At 62.5% G+C, this 14,637-nt stretch carries 13 protein-coding genes and 1 tRNA gene; 3 read left to right on the plus strand and 11 right to left on the minus strand.

All coding sequences use genetic code 11. The annotated features are described in order from the left end of the window. Window positions 1–2: 2 nt before the first annotated feature. The 9 genes from nuoI to BY454_RS02070 all read right to left on the minus strand — a co-directional run bounded on the left by nuoI (window position 3) and on the right by BY454_RS02070 (window position 9,419). A complete protein-coding gene (gene nuoI, locus BY454_RS02030) occupies window positions 3–596 on the minus strand; it encodes an NADH-quinone oxidoreductase subunit NuoI (RefSeq protein ID WP_104414953.1) in 594 nt (197 codons plus the stop codon). 12 nt (window positions 597–608) lie between these two features. Beyond that, a complete protein-coding gene (nuoH, locus tag BY454_RS02035) occupies window positions 609–1,592 on the minus strand; it encodes an NADH-quinone oxidoreductase subunit NuoH (RefSeq protein ID WP_104414954.1) in 984 nt (327 codons plus the stop codon). Next, window positions 1,589–4,336, minus strand: coding sequence for an NADH-quinone oxidoreductase subunit NuoG (nuoG, locus tag BY454_RS02040; protein WP_104414955.1), 2,748 nt, complete (start codon window positions 4,334–4,336; stop codon window positions 1,589–1,591). The genes nuoH and nuoG overlap by 4 nt, the downstream gene beginning before the upstream one ends. Window positions 4,337–4,383: 47 nt before the next feature. Beyond that, window positions 4,384–5,754, minus strand: a complete 1,371-nt coding sequence (gene nuoF, locus BY454_RS02045) for an NADH-quinone oxidoreductase subunit NuoF (RefSeq protein WP_104414956.1) — start codon at window positions 5,752–5,754, stop codon at window positions 4,384–4,386. Next, window positions 5,751–6,266 (minus strand): NADH-quinone oxidoreductase subunit NuoE, encoded by a 516-nt coding sequence (nuoE, locus tag BY454_RS02050; protein ID WP_104414957.1) that lies wholly within the window; start codon window positions 6,264–6,266, stop codon window positions 5,751–5,753. The genes nuoF and nuoE overlap by 4 nt, the downstream gene beginning before the upstream one ends. A gap of 2 nt (window positions 6,267–6,268) precedes the next feature. Beyond that, window positions 6,269–8,023 carry an NADH-quinone oxidoreductase subunit C/D gene (gene nuoC / locus BY454_RS02055; protein ID WP_104414958.1) on the minus strand — a complete coding sequence of 585 codons (1,755 nt, stop codon included), beginning with the start codon at window positions 8,021–8,023 and terminating at the stop codon, window positions 6,269–6,271. A gap of 79 nt (window positions 8,024–8,102) precedes the next feature. Beyond that, the gene (locus BY454_RS02060) at window positions 8,103–8,780 is read right to left on the minus strand and encodes a NuoB/complex I 20 kDa subunit family protein (RefSeq protein WP_104414959.1); all 678 of its coding nucleotides are present in this window, start codon (window positions 8,778–8,780) and stop codon (window positions 8,103–8,105) included. A 13-nt stretch (window positions 8,781–8,793) separates the two neighbouring features. Beyond that, window positions 8,794–9,180 (minus strand): NADH-quinone oxidoreductase subunit A, encoded by a 387-nt coding sequence (gene ndhC, locus BY454_RS02065; protein ID WP_104414960.1) that lies wholly within the window; start codon window positions 9,178–9,180, stop codon window positions 8,794–8,796. 165 nt (window positions 9,181–9,345) lie between these two features. Then, window positions 9,346–9,419, minus strand: a tRNA-Gly gene (locus BY454_RS02070). Between the two features lie 71 nt (window positions 9,420–9,490). Between BY454_RS02070 and BY454_RS02075 the strand changes: the two genes are divergently transcribed. The 3 genes from BY454_RS02075 (at window position 9,491) to BY454_RS02085 (ending at window position 12,318) form a co-directional block, all read left to right on the plus strand. Continuing rightward, window positions 9,491–11,203 carry a potassium/proton antiporter gene (locus BY454_RS02075; RefSeq protein ID WP_104414961.1) on the plus strand — a complete coding sequence of 571 codons (1,713 nt, stop codon included), beginning with the start codon at window positions 9,491–9,493 and terminating at the stop codon, window positions 11,201–11,203. A gap of 96 nt (window positions 11,204–11,299) precedes the next feature. Continuing rightward, entirely contained in the window at window positions 11,300–11,848 is a 549-nt protein-coding gene (locus tag BY454_RS02080; protein ID WP_104414962.1) for a L,D-transpeptidase family protein, read from the plus strand. 194 nt (window positions 11,849–12,042) lie between these two features. Beyond that, window positions 12,043–12,318: an Lpp/OprI family alanine-zipper lipoprotein gene (locus BY454_RS02085; RefSeq protein ID WP_104414963.1), complete on the plus strand. Its 276-nt coding sequence runs from the start codon at window positions 12,043–12,045 to the stop codon at window positions 12,316–12,318. Window positions 12,319–12,389: 71 nt separating this feature from the next. Here BY454_RS02085 and BY454_RS02090 read toward each other — a convergent pair whose 3' ends face one another. Together BY454_RS02090 and BY454_RS02095 are read right to left on the minus strand one after the other, a co-directional pair. Beyond that, window positions 12,390–13,184: a slipin family protein gene (locus BY454_RS02090; protein ID WP_104414964.1), complete on the minus strand. Its 795-nt coding sequence runs from the start codon at window positions 13,182–13,184 to the stop codon at window positions 12,390–12,392. 25 nt (window positions 13,185–13,209) lie between these two features. Then, on the minus strand, window positions 13,210–14,628 hold the full coding sequence (locus tag BY454_RS02095) for an NfeD family protein (RefSeq protein WP_219820594.1): 1,419 nt from the start codon (window positions 14,626–14,628) through the stop codon (window positions 13,210–13,212). Window positions 14,629–14,637 lie beyond the last annotated feature (9 nt).

The following is a 14,637-nucleotide window of genomic DNA, read 5'->3' on the forward strand; positions in this document are numbered from 1 at the left end:
AATCAGGGCAACAGGGAACGAACGTCCACCGGTGCTTCCTCGTTCAGGGCCTCGCCCTTGTCCTTGCCGCCGATGGCCATGCCCGCCACCTTGTAGAAATGGTAGTCGTGGTCCTTGCCCGGGCCGTTGATCAGCAGGTCTTCTTTCTCGTACACCAGTTCCTGCCGGTCGTACTCGCCCATCTCGAAATCCGGCGTCAGCTGGATCGCCGAGGTGGGGCAGGCCTCCTCGCACATGCCACAGAAAATGCAGCGGGAAAAATTGATGCGGAAGAATTCCGGGTACCAGCGACCGTCCTCCTGTTCCCCCTTCTGCAGGGAAATGCAGTCCACCGGGCAGGCCACGGCGCACAGGTTGCAGGCCACGCACCGCTCTTCGCCATCCGGGTCCCGGGTGAGCACGATCCGGCCCCGGTAGCGCGGCGGCAGGTACACCTCCTCGTCCGGGTAGTTCACCGTCTCGCGCTTGCGAAAACTGTGCATGAACACCATACCCAGGGTACGCAGCTGGCTCCAGGTGGCCGGTACCAGCCAGAGCACGGAGCGGATGAACGGCACCTTTTCTGCCTCTTGCTCCCTCTCTTTGTCCTTCTCCATACCAGAACCTCCTCAGCCTTGCGGGGCAACCAGCAGCATCACCGCGCCGGTTGCCAGCAGGTTGATCAGGGTGAGTGGCAGGCACACCTTCCAGCCAAAGCTCATCACCCGGTCATAGCGGGGCCGGGGCAGGGACGCCCGCAGCAGGATGAACAGCAGCAGGAAGAAGCCGGTCTTGATGGCAAACCAGAGAATCGGCGGCAGCCAGGGGCCGTGCCAGCCACCAAAGAACAGGGTCACGATCAGCGCCGAGACCAGCACCATGCCCACGTATTCCCCGATGAAAAACAGCCCGAATTTCATGCCGGAGTATTCGATGTGGTAGCCGTCCGCCAGTTCCTGTTCGGCTTCCGGCTGATCAAACGGGTGGCGGTGGGTAACGGCCACGCCCGCAATCAGGAAGGTGCAAAAGCCGAAGAACTGGGGGATCACGAACCACAGTCCTTCCTGCGCGGCGACAATCTCGCGCATGTTGAACGAGCCGGCCAGGGCCACCACGCCCATCAGCGACAGCCCCATGAATACCTCATAGGAGACGGTCTGGGCGGAGGAGCGCATGGCCCCGAGCAGCGCGTATTTGTTGCCGCTGGCCCAGCCCCCCAGCAACACCGAATAGACGTTGATGCCGGCCATGGCCAGGAAAAACAGCAGACCGATATGCAGATCGGCAATGCCCCAGCCCGGGGTGATGGGAATGACGATGAACGACAGCAGCAGGGAGGCGAAAGCAATCACCGGGGCCACCACGAATAAGGTCCGGTCGGCAAAGGGCGGAATCCAGTCTTCCTTGAAGAAGATCTTGATCATGTCCGCCACAAGTTGCAGTGTGCCAAACGGCCCCACCCGGTTGGGTCCGTAACGGTCCTGCCACAGGCCCAGAAAGCGGCGCTCGACAATGGTCATCACCGCCCCCAGCAGCACGGCGCCGAGCAGGATCACCAGGGCCTGGAACATGCCCCAGAGGATGGCCTGAAGTTCCGGACCGAGCCAGCTCATGACTTCCTCGCTCCTTCGGGCGTGGAGCCCGGGCCTGCGGTCAGGGTTACTGGCACCCGGGTAATGGCCCCGGGCGCGGCACAGGCGGGAATACCCACCAGGCCTTCCGGCCAGTCCGCATCCGGCTGGGCGGGCAGGGTCACACAGCCATTATCGCCAGACACGGTCACCAGCCCGCCCAGTTCGGCCCCGAGATGGGTGGCATCCGCCATGGCCATGTGCAATACCGGGCGCGCCATGCGCTGTCGAATGGGTTCGGCCCGGGCGGCGGTTTCCTCGCCGCCAAACAGCCGGGGCAGCATCACCGCCCGGCAACCCGACTCGGCGTTCGCATCGGCCGGTATTGGATCGGCGTAGCGGTAACTGCCGGGCTGTGGCCACAGCAATCGCACGCCCGGATCGCCGCCACGAAGGTGTCCGCCCACCTCGTCGGTGAACTTGTTCCAGGCCTGGGGCGAGTTCCAGCCCGGCGCCCAGGCAAACGGCACTTGCTGACGAGGCTCCTGATAACCGCTGTAGCCTTCCATGGAAAAGGTGAAGGCGGTGTCCGGATCCTGGGGTGCCCGGGGCTCACTGACCGACTGGTTGGCCCGCATGGCGGTGCGGCCACTGTAACGATGGGGTTCCCGGGCCAGGCGAAGGCCTTCTATCCGGTAGTGGGCGTCCGGGGCGGCATCGACAATGCCGGCCAGCGCCGGACAGGCCTCGGCACAGGCCCGGGTGACTTCATCCAGAACGATGTCTCCGGCCCCCGCCGGTTGGCCCCGGGCCGACAGTGCATGGAGCCACCGCCAACTCTCGTGAATGCGTGTTTCCGGGCGCAGGTAGCCCGGCTCGAACACCTGGAAAAAGCGCTGGGCCCGGCCTTCGAGGCTGACCACGGTGCCATCGCCCTCGGCAAAACTGGCGGCTGGCAGGGCAAGGGTCGCGTGATTGAGCGTGCGGGTACGTTGGTGGTCCAGCACCACCCGCACCTCGGTTTGTTGCAGGGCTGTGTCCACGCGCTCGGCGGGCAGGCGCTGGTACAGGTCGTTCTCCAGGATCACCACGGCATCCGCCTGCCGCTCGGCCAGTTCATCCATGGCCCAGTCCAGAGTCTGTCCGCCCATGAGCGACAGCCCGGTGCTGTTCACTTCCCGGCGCACCAGCACCAGTCCACCCCGGCTCGCCCGCCGGGCCAGCGCCCGGGCGATGTTGCCGGCGGCGTCGATAATGGCGGTGGACGCCAGGGCACCGCCACTGACCACCAGGGGCCGGTCGGCGGCCTTGAGGGTACGGGCGATGTCCCGGGCCTGTTCCCGGAGTTCCGGCGACAGCTCCGGAACCGCCGGCGCGGCCGGATCAATTTCGTGGGCCACGGCAAACCCGAGCCGGGCAATGTCATCCGGCGCCAGGGACAGCCGCGGGCGGGCAATGCCATCCAGCTCGGTGGCCGCCGGGTAGGCGATGAACAGCGGCTGACGATGGTCCTGGGCCAGGGTTTTCAGGGCCTCGGCGTTCCAGGCCGGGATGCCCAGTTTGGCGGCCTGATCCGCCGGCGGGGCGATGATCGCCTGGCGAATGGCCAGCCCCAGCCGGGCCGCGCTTTCCATGGGGTCTTCCCCCAGCACCAGCACGGCATCGTGGTCTTCCACCTCCCGCAGGGTGGGAATCGGCAAGCCACAGTTGCGGTTCAGTTCATCCATCCGCGACAGGCACGCCTGTTCCCCGGCCTCAATGCCGGTGGAAAAGTTTTCCAGCCCCACCAGTTCCCGCAACTGATGGTTGCTCTCAAGGCTGGCGCGGGGCGAGCCAATGCCGATCACCCGGTTCGCGCCATCGAGAGCCTGGCGGATGCGCGCCAGGGCATCATCCACCCCCAGTTCCCGGGGCGATTCGTCATCCGAGGCTTTGTATTCCGGCACCCGGGGCCGGTCGCTTCGGTTCACGTAGCCATAGCCGAACCGCCCGAGGTCACACAGGAAGTAGCCGTTCACGTCGCCGTGGTAGCGGTTTTCAATCCGCCGTATGTCCCCGTAACGCTCCCCCGGGCTGACGTTGCAGCCCATGGCGCACTGGTGGCAGATGCTCGGGGCAAACTGCAGATCCCACTTGCGGGTGTAATGGTCGGAATGGCTCTGATCGGTGAACACGCCAGTGGGGCAGACCTCGGTCAGGTTGCCGGCAAAGCGGCTTTCCAGGGTGCCTTCCTCGTAGCGTCCGAAATACAGGTTGTCCTTGCTGCCAAAGGCACCGAGATCGGTGCCCCTGGCGTAGTCGTTGTAAAAGCGCACGCAGCGATAGCAGGTGATGCAGCGGTTCATCTCGTGGGCGATGAACGGGCCCAGATACTGGTTGCGACGGGTGCGCTTGCGGAACCGGTAGCGGCGGCGGTCGTGGCCGGTCATCACGGTCATGTCCTGCAAATGGCAATGGCCGCCCTCTTCGCACACTGGGCAGTCGTGGGGGTGATTGATCATCAGCCATTCCACCACGCTGGCGCGGAAGGCCTTCGCCTCCTCGTCTTCGATATCGATGCGGGTGCCGTCCGCCGCCGGGGTCATGCAGGACATCACCAGCATACCCCGGTCATCGTCCTCATCCTTGTACTGGCGCACCGCGCACTGGCGACAGGCACCGACACTGCCCATGGCCGGGTGCCAGCAGAAATAGGGAATGTCCAGACCCAGGGACAGGCAGGCCTGGAGCAGGTTGTGCGCGCCGTTGACCTCGTAGCGCTGGCCATCCACGTGAATGGTTGCCATGGTGCCGCTTTACTCCCTGTTTATGGTCGGTTGCCGGTTCATCGTTCTCATACCTCTCCCACGGGGATTGGGTCTGCGTGGGCCTCGCCTTTCGGGCGCTGCACGCCCTGCTCGAATTCGTGCCGGAAATGCTGCAATGCGGTCTGCAAGGGCATGGCCGCCCCCGGGGCGTGCGCGCAGAAGGTGAGCCCGGGGCCACAATCCGCCGCCAGCTTGTCCAGCAACTCAATGTCGCCGGGCTGGCCCTCACCCTGTTCCAGGGCACGCAGCAGGCGCACCGCCCAGGGCAGCCCGTCGCGGCAGGGGGTGCACCAGCCGCAGGATTCACGGGCAAAGAATTCCTCCAGGTTGCGCATCAGCGAGACCATGCTCTGCTCTTCGGTGACCACGGTGATCAGCCCGGTGCCCAGGCGGCTGCCCTCCTGGCCCACGGTGTCGAAATCCAGGGGCAAGTCCAGGTGGTCGGGTAGCAGGAAACCGGTGCTGGCCCCGCCCGGCAGCCAGGCCTTGAGCTGTCGGCCGTCCCGCAGGCCTCCGGCGAGATCGAGGATTTCCCGGCCGGTGGTGCCAATGGGCAACTCCCAGAGCCCGGGCCGGTTCACCAGACCCGAGGCACCATAGAGCTTGGTGCCGCCATCCTCGGTGCGCCCGCCAGACAGGCCCTGGTACCAGTCCGCGCCCCGCAGCATCACCGCCGGCACGTTGCACAAGGTTTCCACGTTGTTCACCACCGTGGGCTTGCCCCACGCCCCGGATTGTCCGGGGAACGGCGGCTTGGCCCGGGGGTTGGCCCGGTTGCCCTCGAGGGAGTTGAGCAGGGCGGTTTCCTCACCGCAGATGTAACGCCCGGCCCCGGTGTGCAGGGCGATGTCGAAATCAAAACCGCTGCCGGCAATGTCGCTGCCCAGCCAGCCGGCCTGCCGAGCTTCATCCAGGGCCTGTGCCAGCACCCGGGCGGATTCAACGTATTCGCCCCTCAGGAAGATATAGCCGTAGCGGGCGTTGTTGGCGAAGGCCGCCAGCACCATGCCTTCAATCAACAGGTGTGGCTGCTGCTCCATCAGCAGGCGGTCCTTGAAGGTGCCCGGTTCCATTTCGTCGGCGTTGCAGACAATGTAGCCCCGGGGCATGTCCGGCCCCTGCATGGTCAGGCTCCACTTCAGGCCGGCGGAGAAGCCGGCGCCGCCCCGGCCCCGGACATTGGCCTCCTTCATGGTGGCGATCACCGCCTGCGGGTCTCCGGCCTCCAGCACCTGGCGCAGGGCCACGTAACCTTCCTTCGCCTCGTAGTCCTGGAGGTCCACCACCTGGCCGTCGTCCCGCAGCCGCCAGGTCAGCGGATGGCTTTTGGGCTGGCGCTCGGACGCCGGTTGCAGAATCCGGCTGCGATAGCTGGAAGACTGGCGCTGGCTGTTCATGGGTAAGCCTCCAGAATGCCGGGTAAGTCCTCACCGGTCACTGGCCCGTAGACATCGTCCCCGATCATCATCGCCGGCCCGCCGTCGCAGGCCCCCAGGCAGCAACCCGGCAAGAGGGTAAAACGGTCGTCGGCGGTGGTCTCGCCCAACCCAATACCCAACCGCTCACTCAAGACCTGGCGCAAGGCGTCGTAGCCGGTGAGAAAGCAGGAGGAGCTGTCGCACACCAGGATCACGTGCCGGCCCACCGGTTGGCGGAAAATCAGGCTGTAGAAGGTGGCCACGCCTTCGACACTGGCCGGCCCCACGCCCAACACCCGGGCGATGGCGGGTATGGCGTCGTCGGGCACCCAGCCGTGTCGACGCTGGACGGTTTTCAGCGCCTCGATGCACGCGGCCTGGGGCTGCTCGTAGTGACCGGCCTCCTCACGGATGGCGGCCTCGTCCTCCGGGTGCAGCCGGAAGCCGTCGGTCGCGATGGTCTGCTGGTGCGAAGCCTGTGTCGGTTCCATGATCAGCGGTCCACGTCTGCCATAACAAAATCGATGCTGCCCAGGTGGGCAATCAGGTCCGGGACGAAGCCCCCGCGCATCACATTGGGTATCTGCTGCAGGTGCGGAAAGCTCGGTGTGCGTATCCGGGTCCGGTAACTCATGGTGCTGCCATCACTGGTCAGGTAATAACTGTTGATGCCCTTGGTGGCCTCCACCATCTGCATGGATTCCTCGGGCTTGAGCACCGGCCCCCAGGACACCTGCAGGAAATGGGTAATCAGGGTTTCAATGTGCTCCAGCATCCGTTCGCGGGGCGGCGGGGTGGTCAGCGGGTGGTCGGCCTTGAACTCGCCGGCCGGCATGTGGTTCACGCACTGCTGGATGATGCGCAGGCTCTGGCGCATTTCCTCGATGCGCACCTGGCCCCGGTCAAAAACATCGCCCCGGTCCCCCAGGGGCACGTCGAATTCGAAGTTGTCGTAGCCGGAATAGGGGCGCTGTTTGCGCAGGTCAAAGTTGCAGCCGGTGGCCCGCAGGTTGGGGCCGGTCACGCCCCAGGCCAGGGCCTGGGTGGTATCGAAGGCCGCGACATCGCGCGTTCTGTCCCGCACCAGGGCGTTCTCCATCATTGCCCGCTCGTATTCCCGCAGCCGGGCGGGCATCCAGTCCAGGAATTCCTGCACCAGTTTTTCCCAGCCCTTGGGCAAGTCCTGCATCACCCCGCCAATGCGGTACCAGGCCGGGTGCATGCGAAAGCCGGTAATGCCCTCGATCACCTTGTAGGCCCGCTGTCGGTCACTGAAGGTAAAGAACACCGGGGTCATGGCGCCCAGGTCCTGCAGGTAGGTGCCCAGGAACAGCAGGTGACTGGTGATCCGGAACATCTCGGCCATCATCACCCGGATGGTTTTCACCCGGTCCGGCACCTCGATGCCCGCCAACTTTTCCACCGCCAGCACGTAGGGCAGGTTGTTCATCACTCCGCCGGTGTAATCAATGCGATCGGTGTAGGGAATGAAGCTGTGCCAGGACTGGCGCTCGGCCATTTTTTCCGCGCCCCGGTGGTGGTAACCGATGTCCGGCACGCAGTCGACCACCTCTTCACCGTCCAGCTGCAGCACGATGCGAAAGGCACCGTGGGCGGAGGGGTGGTTGGGGCCCAGATTCAGGAACATGAATTCGGTGCCATCCCGCTCCCGGCTCATCCCCCAGTGTTCGGGCTTGAATTGCAGGGCTTCCTGCTCGGTGCGCTGGCCCTCGACAGTCAGGGTATAGGGATCAAACTCCGTGGCCCGGGCCGGGTAATCCTTGCGCAGGGGATGGCCCGTCCAGGTGGGCGGCATGAGGATGCGTTCCAGGTGCGGGTGGCCGGAAAAAGTAATGCCGAACATGTCCCAGACTTCCCGCTCATACCAGTTAGCGGCCGGGAACACCCCGGTGACGGTGGGCAGGCTCAGGTCGTCTTCGTTGAGGGCCACCTTCAGCATGATGTCCCGGTTCCGGGTAATCGACATCAACTGGTAGAACACGGTGAAATCCGAGGCCGGCAGGCCGTGGCGATGGCCGCGCAGGCGTTCATCGATGGCCGAGAGGTCGTACAGCAGATCAAAAGGCGCGTTGAGGGTTTTCAGGGTGCCCAGCACATCGGTCAGGGCCTCCCGGGACACCCAGAGCACAGGCATACCGGTGCGCGTCTGCTGGCTGTGCAGCACACTGGCGCCGAAGTCCCGCTGGAGGGCTTCGATCAGTTCATCACCGGTCGGTTCTGTGTTCATGCGCGTGGTTCAACTCCTGACAGACAGTGGGTTAAGCAACGGCGAAGGTGTTTACTCTCGGTTCCTTACGATCAGTTTCTTAAAGCTTATCGGGTGTTCTCAACTCGGTGGCCTGGATACGGCGATCCCGCCATTTCTCCCGCTGGGACGGCATATCGGCCCGGTACACGCCCTGGTCGCCCACCACCCAGGACAGCGGGCGGCGCTCTTCCTGAATGGAATCCTGCAGCAGCTGCAATCCCTGCAGGAATGCCTCCGGGCGAGGCGGGCAACCCGGCACGTAAACATCCACCGGCAGGAACTTGTCCACGCCCTGGACCACGGAATAGATGTCGTACATGCCCCCGGAATTGGCGCAGGAGCCCATGGAGATCACCCACTTGGGCTCCAGCATCTGGTCATACAGCTGCTGGATCACCGGCGCCATCTTGATGAAACAGGTACCGGCGATGACCATGAAATCCGCCTGCCGGGGGGAAGCCCGGATCACCTCGGAGCCAAACCGGGCGATGTCGTGGGGCGAGGTGAACGCCGTGGTCATTTCCACGTAGCAACAGGACAGCCCGAAGTTGTAGGGCCACAGGGAGTTTTTCCGGCCCCAGTTCACCGCCGAATTCAGCACTTCGCTGAGCTTGCCGGTAAACACATTGCGCTCGAGCTGTTGCTTGATCGGGTCTTCCGTTTTTTCCCCGCGACCCACCGGATAGCGGGCATCGTCCCCCGGGGAGCCCTCGGCCCGGGTCAGGGTATAGGCCATGGAATTCCTCCCGTTACGATTTTGGTGCCCAGTCCAGGGCACCGGTGCGGCTGTCGTAGATCAGACCGGCCAGCAGGATAAAAATGAACACTGCGGCGCCCCAGAACCCGGCCCAGCCGACCTCCCGGATCACAATGGCCCAGGCAAACAGGAATACCGCTTCAATATCGAAAATCACGAACAGCATGGCCACCAGGTAGAATTGCACCGAGAAGCGCTGGCGGGCGCTGCCGGCACCCACGATGCCGGATTCAAAAGGAAGCGATTTGCTGACGCCACCACTACGACCGCCCAAGAGGCTGGAGGCACCGACCATGAAGGCACAGAGCCCAAACACGGCCAGAATAAAAAAGCCGGTGGACCAATACTCGGCAACCGTGTTCACCACGCTTTCGGACATGAGTCCCTCTCGATTAACCGCGATCACCTGCAATTAATTGATAACCTGAACTGCTTAACAGCCGCGATTTTCAGACACTTACCTAAAAGCTAGCAACGCTCCCGAGGTTCCGCAAACTGCTCGTAAGATCAAGGCGAAAAGCAGGCATCCGGACCGATGATGGACTGGAGCGGGCGATGGGAATCGAACCCACGTCACCAGGTTGGGAACCTGAAGCTCTACCATTGAGCTACGCCCGCCTGCATAATGGCCGTAACAGCAATATAGGCCCGATACCCTATTCCGGCCACCCGCTTTCACCTGGAGCCTGATGGACCCCACGTACACCCTGATTGGCGCACTGATGCTGGTCGTCAGCATCGTGCTCAGCCCGCTTTCGAGCCGCGTAGGCCTGCCCGTGCTGCTGATTTTCCTGGCGGTGGGCATGCTCATGGGCGAAGACGGGCCCGGGGGCATCATATTCGACAATTTCGAACTGGCCTTCCTGGTAGCCAACCTGGCTCTGGGCGTGATCCTGCTGGATGGCGGCATGCGCACGCGGGTCGAAACCTTCCGGGTAGGACTCAGGCCCGCCCTGGTGCTGGCCACGCTGGGGGTGGCCATGACAGCCGCTGGCGCAGCCCTGGTGGCTTGGTGGGTGTTTGACCTGCCCTGGCTAATGGCATTACTGATCGGCGCCATCATTTCCTCCACCGACGCCGCTGCGGTGTTCTCCCTGTTGCAGGGCCGGGGCCTGCATTTGAATGAACGGGTCAGTGCGACTCTGGAAATTGAATCCGGCAGCAACGACCCGATGGCCATCTTCCTGACCCTGATGCTGGTCACCCTGATCGGTCAGCAGGGCCAGGACACGCCGGGAGCGGTGTTGCTGATGCTGGTTCAGCAATTCGGTCTGGGCATCCTGATTGGCCCACTCGGCGGCTTCCTGGTCGTCCAGCTCGCCAATCGCATCCGACTGACGCCCGCCCTGTACCCCTTGCTCGTTGCAGCCGCCGGTATCGTGGTGTTCTCGGCCACCAACGCCCTGGGCGGCTCGGGTTTCCTGGCCATCTATCTGACCGGCGTGGTAATCGGCAACCGGCATGTGCGCATGATGCCCATGATCCTCCAGGTGCACGATGGTCTGGCCTGGTTGGCCCAGCTCTGTCTGTTCCTGATTCTGGGGCTGCTGGTGAACCCCTCGGACCTGCTACCGCTGGCCGGGGCCGGCCTGATCCTGGCACTGGCACTGATTTTCGTGATCCGGCCGGTCACTGTCTGGCTGACACTCTGGCCCTTTGGCTTTAACCGGCGGGAACTGGTCTTTATCAGTTGGGTCGGCCTGAGGGGTGCGGTACCAATCGTGCTGGCGCTGTTTCCGGTGATAGCGGACCTGCCCGACGCCCAGCTGGTCTTCCACGCAGCCTTCTTCATCGTACTGGTCTCGCTGGTGGTGCAGGGCACCACCATGGCTCCCCTGGCCCGGAAACTGGGACTGGAAGTACCCGCCAGCGAAGCACCGTTCCGACGCCTGCCGCTGGATGCTCCAGCAGCAGGCGATCACGAACTCATGCTGTTTCCGTTACGCGGCAAACACTGGCAACAACCCAAAAAGCTTGGACAACTGCGCCTGCCGGACAACACCGCAGTGGCTGGCGTGTTTCGAAAGCGTCAGTGCCTGCAGCCCACCCAGGATTTGGAGGTGTCTGCCGGAGACACCGTGGCCATGTTCGCCACACCATCCGTTCTGACCGATCTGGGCAAGACACTGAGTGGGCGACAGGCCCCCGAATATCTGGCCGAGCGCGCGTTTTTCGGTGACTTTGTGCTCAACGGTGATGCCTTGCTGGGAGATGTGGAACAGGCGTACGGCATTGAGTTCGACAATCTGGCTCCGGAGCTGACATTGGCGGAATGCTTTGCACGGCGCACCAAGGGCCATCCGGTGGTGGGCGACAAGGTTACCCTGGGCCCTGTGACTCTGGTAGCCCGAGCGACCGATGCGGATCGGGTCACGAAAGTCGGCCTGAAGATGCAACGGTAACTGGTCAGTGCATTTACAACGCGATAAACTGAATGAACAAAGTTTAATCACTTTTTTAACCACCCCCGAGTCTCCAAGCGCACAGGGTTTGCGGTTATGCGCATTGCTTTAATTATTCCACTGCTTCTGTTTCCGGTACTGACCAACGCCGCCGAACTCCTGGCCAAGGCAGAGCCCAGAATGCCGGTGGCTTCCTCCCAACCGGCCAATGCTCCAACACCCGATATCACACAGGTACTGGTGCGCAAGACCGAGCGCCGGCTCTATCTTCTCAGTGATCAGGAGACCGTCAAGGAATACCGCGTTTCCCTGGGAGACAATCCGGTGGGGCATAAGCTTTCGGAGGGCGATGAACGCACGCCCGAAGGTGACTACACCCTGGACTGGCGGCTGGCGGACAGCGACTTCTACAAGGCCATCCATATCTCCTATCCTAGCCCCCGTGACCGGGAACTGGCCGATTCCTGGGGCCTGGACCCCGGCGGCAGCATCATGATTCACGGGCTTCCGAACAACGCCGGGGACATGGCCTTTGCCTACATCGGCCTGGACTGGACCGACGGCTGTATTGCGGTCTCCAATGAGGCCATGGATGAAATCTGGAGCCTGGTAAAAAACGGCACTCCCATCCGGATCGAGCCCTGACGGGTTCACAAAAGCATTAAGTTATTGGCAGAGATTAAGAAATTTTAGCCATCTCTGGTTAACATTTTGTCGCAGAGTGTTTTACACTGTTTTACGACTCTGGTAGAAGAAGTCTATCGCGCAGAGCTGCTGGAAGTCGTCCAAGCCGGCTTCCATAATTACAGGAAATAATACGACCAATTAGGGGATTTACCATGCGTAAACTGATGATCGCCGGTTTTGCACTGGCTACTGCCGTCACTGCCGGCTGTGCCAACCAGGCTGCTATTGACGAGGCCAATGCAACCGCCATGTCTGCGGAAGAAACCGCTGACAAAGCACTGAACACAGCCAACAACGCTGCTCGCGACGCTAATTCGGCCCAGCAAACGGCTGAAGAAGCCCTGGCCGCCGCTCGCGCCGCTCAGAAGTCCGCGGACGAAGCCAACGAGCGTGCCAAGCGCATGCTGCAGCGTTCTGCCCAGAAGTAAGGCAGTCGTTGACACATAAAAGGCCGGTTATCCGGCCTTTTTTTGTGCCTGAACAAAGAGTGCTTAAGCGCTCAGGCCTCGTCCGTTGATTTATCCCGGCCCGCTGGCTTGATTGAGTGGTCCATAAAGTTCCGGATCATGTCCATGGGCAACGGGAAAACGATGGTTGAAGCGTTCTTGGTGCTCATGTCGGACAGAGTCTGCAAATAACGCAGCTGCATGGCGCCCGACTCGGCCGACATGACTTCGGCCGCCTCTACCAGTTTCTTGGAAGCCTGCAGCTCACCCTCGGCATGAATCACCTTGGCCCGGCGTTCCCGTTCCGCCTCGGCCTGACGGGCAATGGCCCGGATCATGGATTCGTCCAGATCCACATGCTTGATTTCCACATTAGCGACCTTGATCCCCCAGCCTTCGGTCTGGGAATCAATGATTTCCTGAATATCCTCGTTCAGTTTGTCGCGCTCGGACAACATTTCATCCAGATCGTGCTTGCCCAGCACAGAGCGCAGTGTGGTTTGCGCCAGCTGCCCGGTGGCGTTGGCAAAGTCTTCCACCTGAATGATGGCCTTCTCCGGGTCCACCACCCGGAAATACAGGACCGCACTGACATGCACCGTCACGTTATCTTTCGAGATCACGTCCTGATCGGGCACATCCAGAGTGATCACTCGCAGATCCACTCGCACCATCTGCTGGATGCCCGGAATCACGATGATCAGTCCCGGCCCTTTTACCGCTTGAAAACGGCCCAGAAAAAACACCACGCCGCGCTCGTATTCGGGCATGATCTTGAGCGCCGAACCGAGAATCAGCAAAAGCACCACCGTGGGTGCCAGATAGGGAATAAAGTCGCCCAGGTTCATACGGCCTCCTTGATTTTGCCGTCAGTTATGGATTGCTTGCCTTGCTATCGCTCTGCTTGTCTGCAGGTTCCACCACCAGGGTCAATCCGTCCATGGCTGTGACCCGGACCAGGGTGTTGCCACCAACCGGTGTCTGGCTGATGGCGTGCCAGCGCTCCCCGGATATCCGCACATGACCCCGGTACTGGCCGTGATCCGGCTTGAAATCGTCCACCGCTTCTACCGTCTGATGGAGCATGTGTTCACCGCCACTGACCGGTTGTCGTCGGCGCAGGCCCACGAAGCGACTCACGGTCCACAGGATGAAACCGCCGGCGACCAGCGCTGTGCCGCCAATGGTGGGCAGTGAAATATCCCGGTGACTGCCGTCCATGAGAATCACCGACCCGGTCACAAAAGCGACGATACCGCCGACCCCAAGTATGCCGAAACTGGGCGCAAAGGCCTCGCCGACAATCAGCGCCAGCCCCAGGAGTATAAGCGCCATGCCTGCGTAGTTCACCGACAGCACCTGGAAGGCAAACAAGGCCAGGATCAGGCTGATGGCGCCAATAACCCCTGGCACGATGGCACCGGGGTTGGCCAGCTCGAACACAATCCCGTAAAAGCCAATGATCATCAGGAAATAAGCCACGTTCGGATCGGTGATCACCGACAGCAGCTCGGTACGCCAATCGGGGCTGGCCCGTTCCAGCGTCAGGTTGGCGGTGCTCAGGGTGACCTCGCCGGAGACCAGGCGCACGGTGCGCCCATCGATACGCTCCAGCAGGGTCTGTAAGTCTGGCACCAGCTCATCAATAACGCCGAGCTCCAACGCTTCACTGGCACTGAGGTTAACGGCTTCCCGAACGGCTTTTTCTGCCCAGTCTGCGTTGCGACCATGACGCTCCGCCAGGCCACGGATGTAGCTCACCGCATCTTCCAGGATTTTGCGTTCCATGGCGGTGCCACCGCGCTTCTTGTCCGCGTCATCGGTCGGGCTCTGTTCGGAGGAATCGGAAGGAGCATCGGTTGGGGTATCCGGTTCCGGGGAACCGGGCATGCCGCCCATCTGTACCGGGGTTGCGGAGCCCACGTTGGTGGCCGGCGCCATGGCGGCGATGTGGCTGGCATAGAGAATATAGGTACCGGCACTGGCTGCCCGGGCGCCCTGGGGCGATACGTAGGTGGCAACGGGCACCTCCGAGGCCAGGATGGTCTTGATGATATCCCGGGTGGACTCAAGCAGCCCTCCGGGGGTATCCAGTTCCAGTATGATCAGCTTTGCGCCCTGGCGCTCGGCTCGCTGGATGCCGCGGATCAGGTAATCCTTGGTGGCCGGCCCAATGGCTCCTTCCACCGACAGGACCAGGGCGGTACCGGATTGTCCCTGCTGGGCAAGGGGTTGCCCGACCAACAGGGCCAATAACAGGATTGCACTGACCATTACAAAGGTTCGGCTCATCACGTTCTT

Origin of the sequence: Marinobacter persicus (assembly GCF_002934325.1) — a bacterium.
GTDB lineage: Bacteria > Pseudomonadota > Gammaproteobacteria > Pseudomonadales > Oleiphilaceae > Marinobacter > Marinobacter persicus_A.

Excerpts from the sequence above, each read along its gene's own strand:
- nuoH (WP_104414954.1), bottom strand. The coding sequence starts at position 1,592 with ATGAGCTGGCTCGGTCCGGAACTTCAGGCCATCCTCTGGGGCATGTTC.
- BY454_RS02085 (WP_104414963.1), top strand. The coding sequence starts at position 12,043 with ATGCGTAAACTGATGATCGCCGGTTTTGCACTGGCTACTGCCGTCACT.
- nuoG (WP_104414955.1), bottom strand. The coding sequence starts at position 4,336 with ATGGCAACCATTCACGTGGATGGCCAGCGCTACGAGGTCAACGGCGCG.
- BY454_RS02060 (WP_104414959.1), bottom strand. The coding sequence starts at position 8,780 with ATGGCCTATACCCTGACCCGGGCCGAGGGCTCCCCGGGGGACGATGCC.
- ndhC (WP_104414960.1), bottom strand. The coding sequence starts at position 9,180 with ATGTCCGAAAGCGTGGTGAACACGGTTGCCGAGTATTGGTCCACCGGC.
- nuoC (WP_104414958.1), bottom strand. The coding sequence starts at position 8,023 with ATGAACACAGAACCGACCGGTGATGAACTGATCGAAGCCCTCCAGCGG.
- BY454_RS02095 (WP_219820594.1), bottom strand. The coding sequence starts at position 14,628 with ATGAGCCGAACCTTTGTAATGGTCAGTGCAATCCTGTTATTGGCCCTG.
- BY454_RS02080 (WP_104414962.1), top strand. The coding sequence starts at position 11,300 with ATGCGCATTGCTTTAATTATTCCACTGCTTCTGTTTCCGGTACTGACC.
- BY454_RS02075 (WP_104414961.1), top strand. The coding sequence starts at position 9,491 with ATGGACCCCACGTACACCCTGATTGGCGCACTGATGCTGGTCGTCAGC.
- nuoE (WP_104414957.1), bottom strand. The coding sequence starts at position 6,266 with ATGGAACCGACACAGGCTTCGCACCAGCAGACCATCGCGACCGACGGC.
- BY454_RS02090 (WP_104414964.1), bottom strand. The coding sequence starts at position 13,184 with ATGAACCTGGGCGACTTTATTCCCTATCTGGCACCCACGGTGGTGCTT.
- nuoI (WP_104414953.1), bottom strand. The coding sequence starts at position 596 with ATGGAGAAGGACAAAGAGAGGGAGCAAGAGGCAGAAAAGGTGCCGTTC.
- nuoF (WP_104414956.1), bottom strand. The coding sequence starts at position 5,754 with ATGAACAGCCAGCGCCAGTCTTCCAGCTATCGCAGCCGGATTCTGCAA.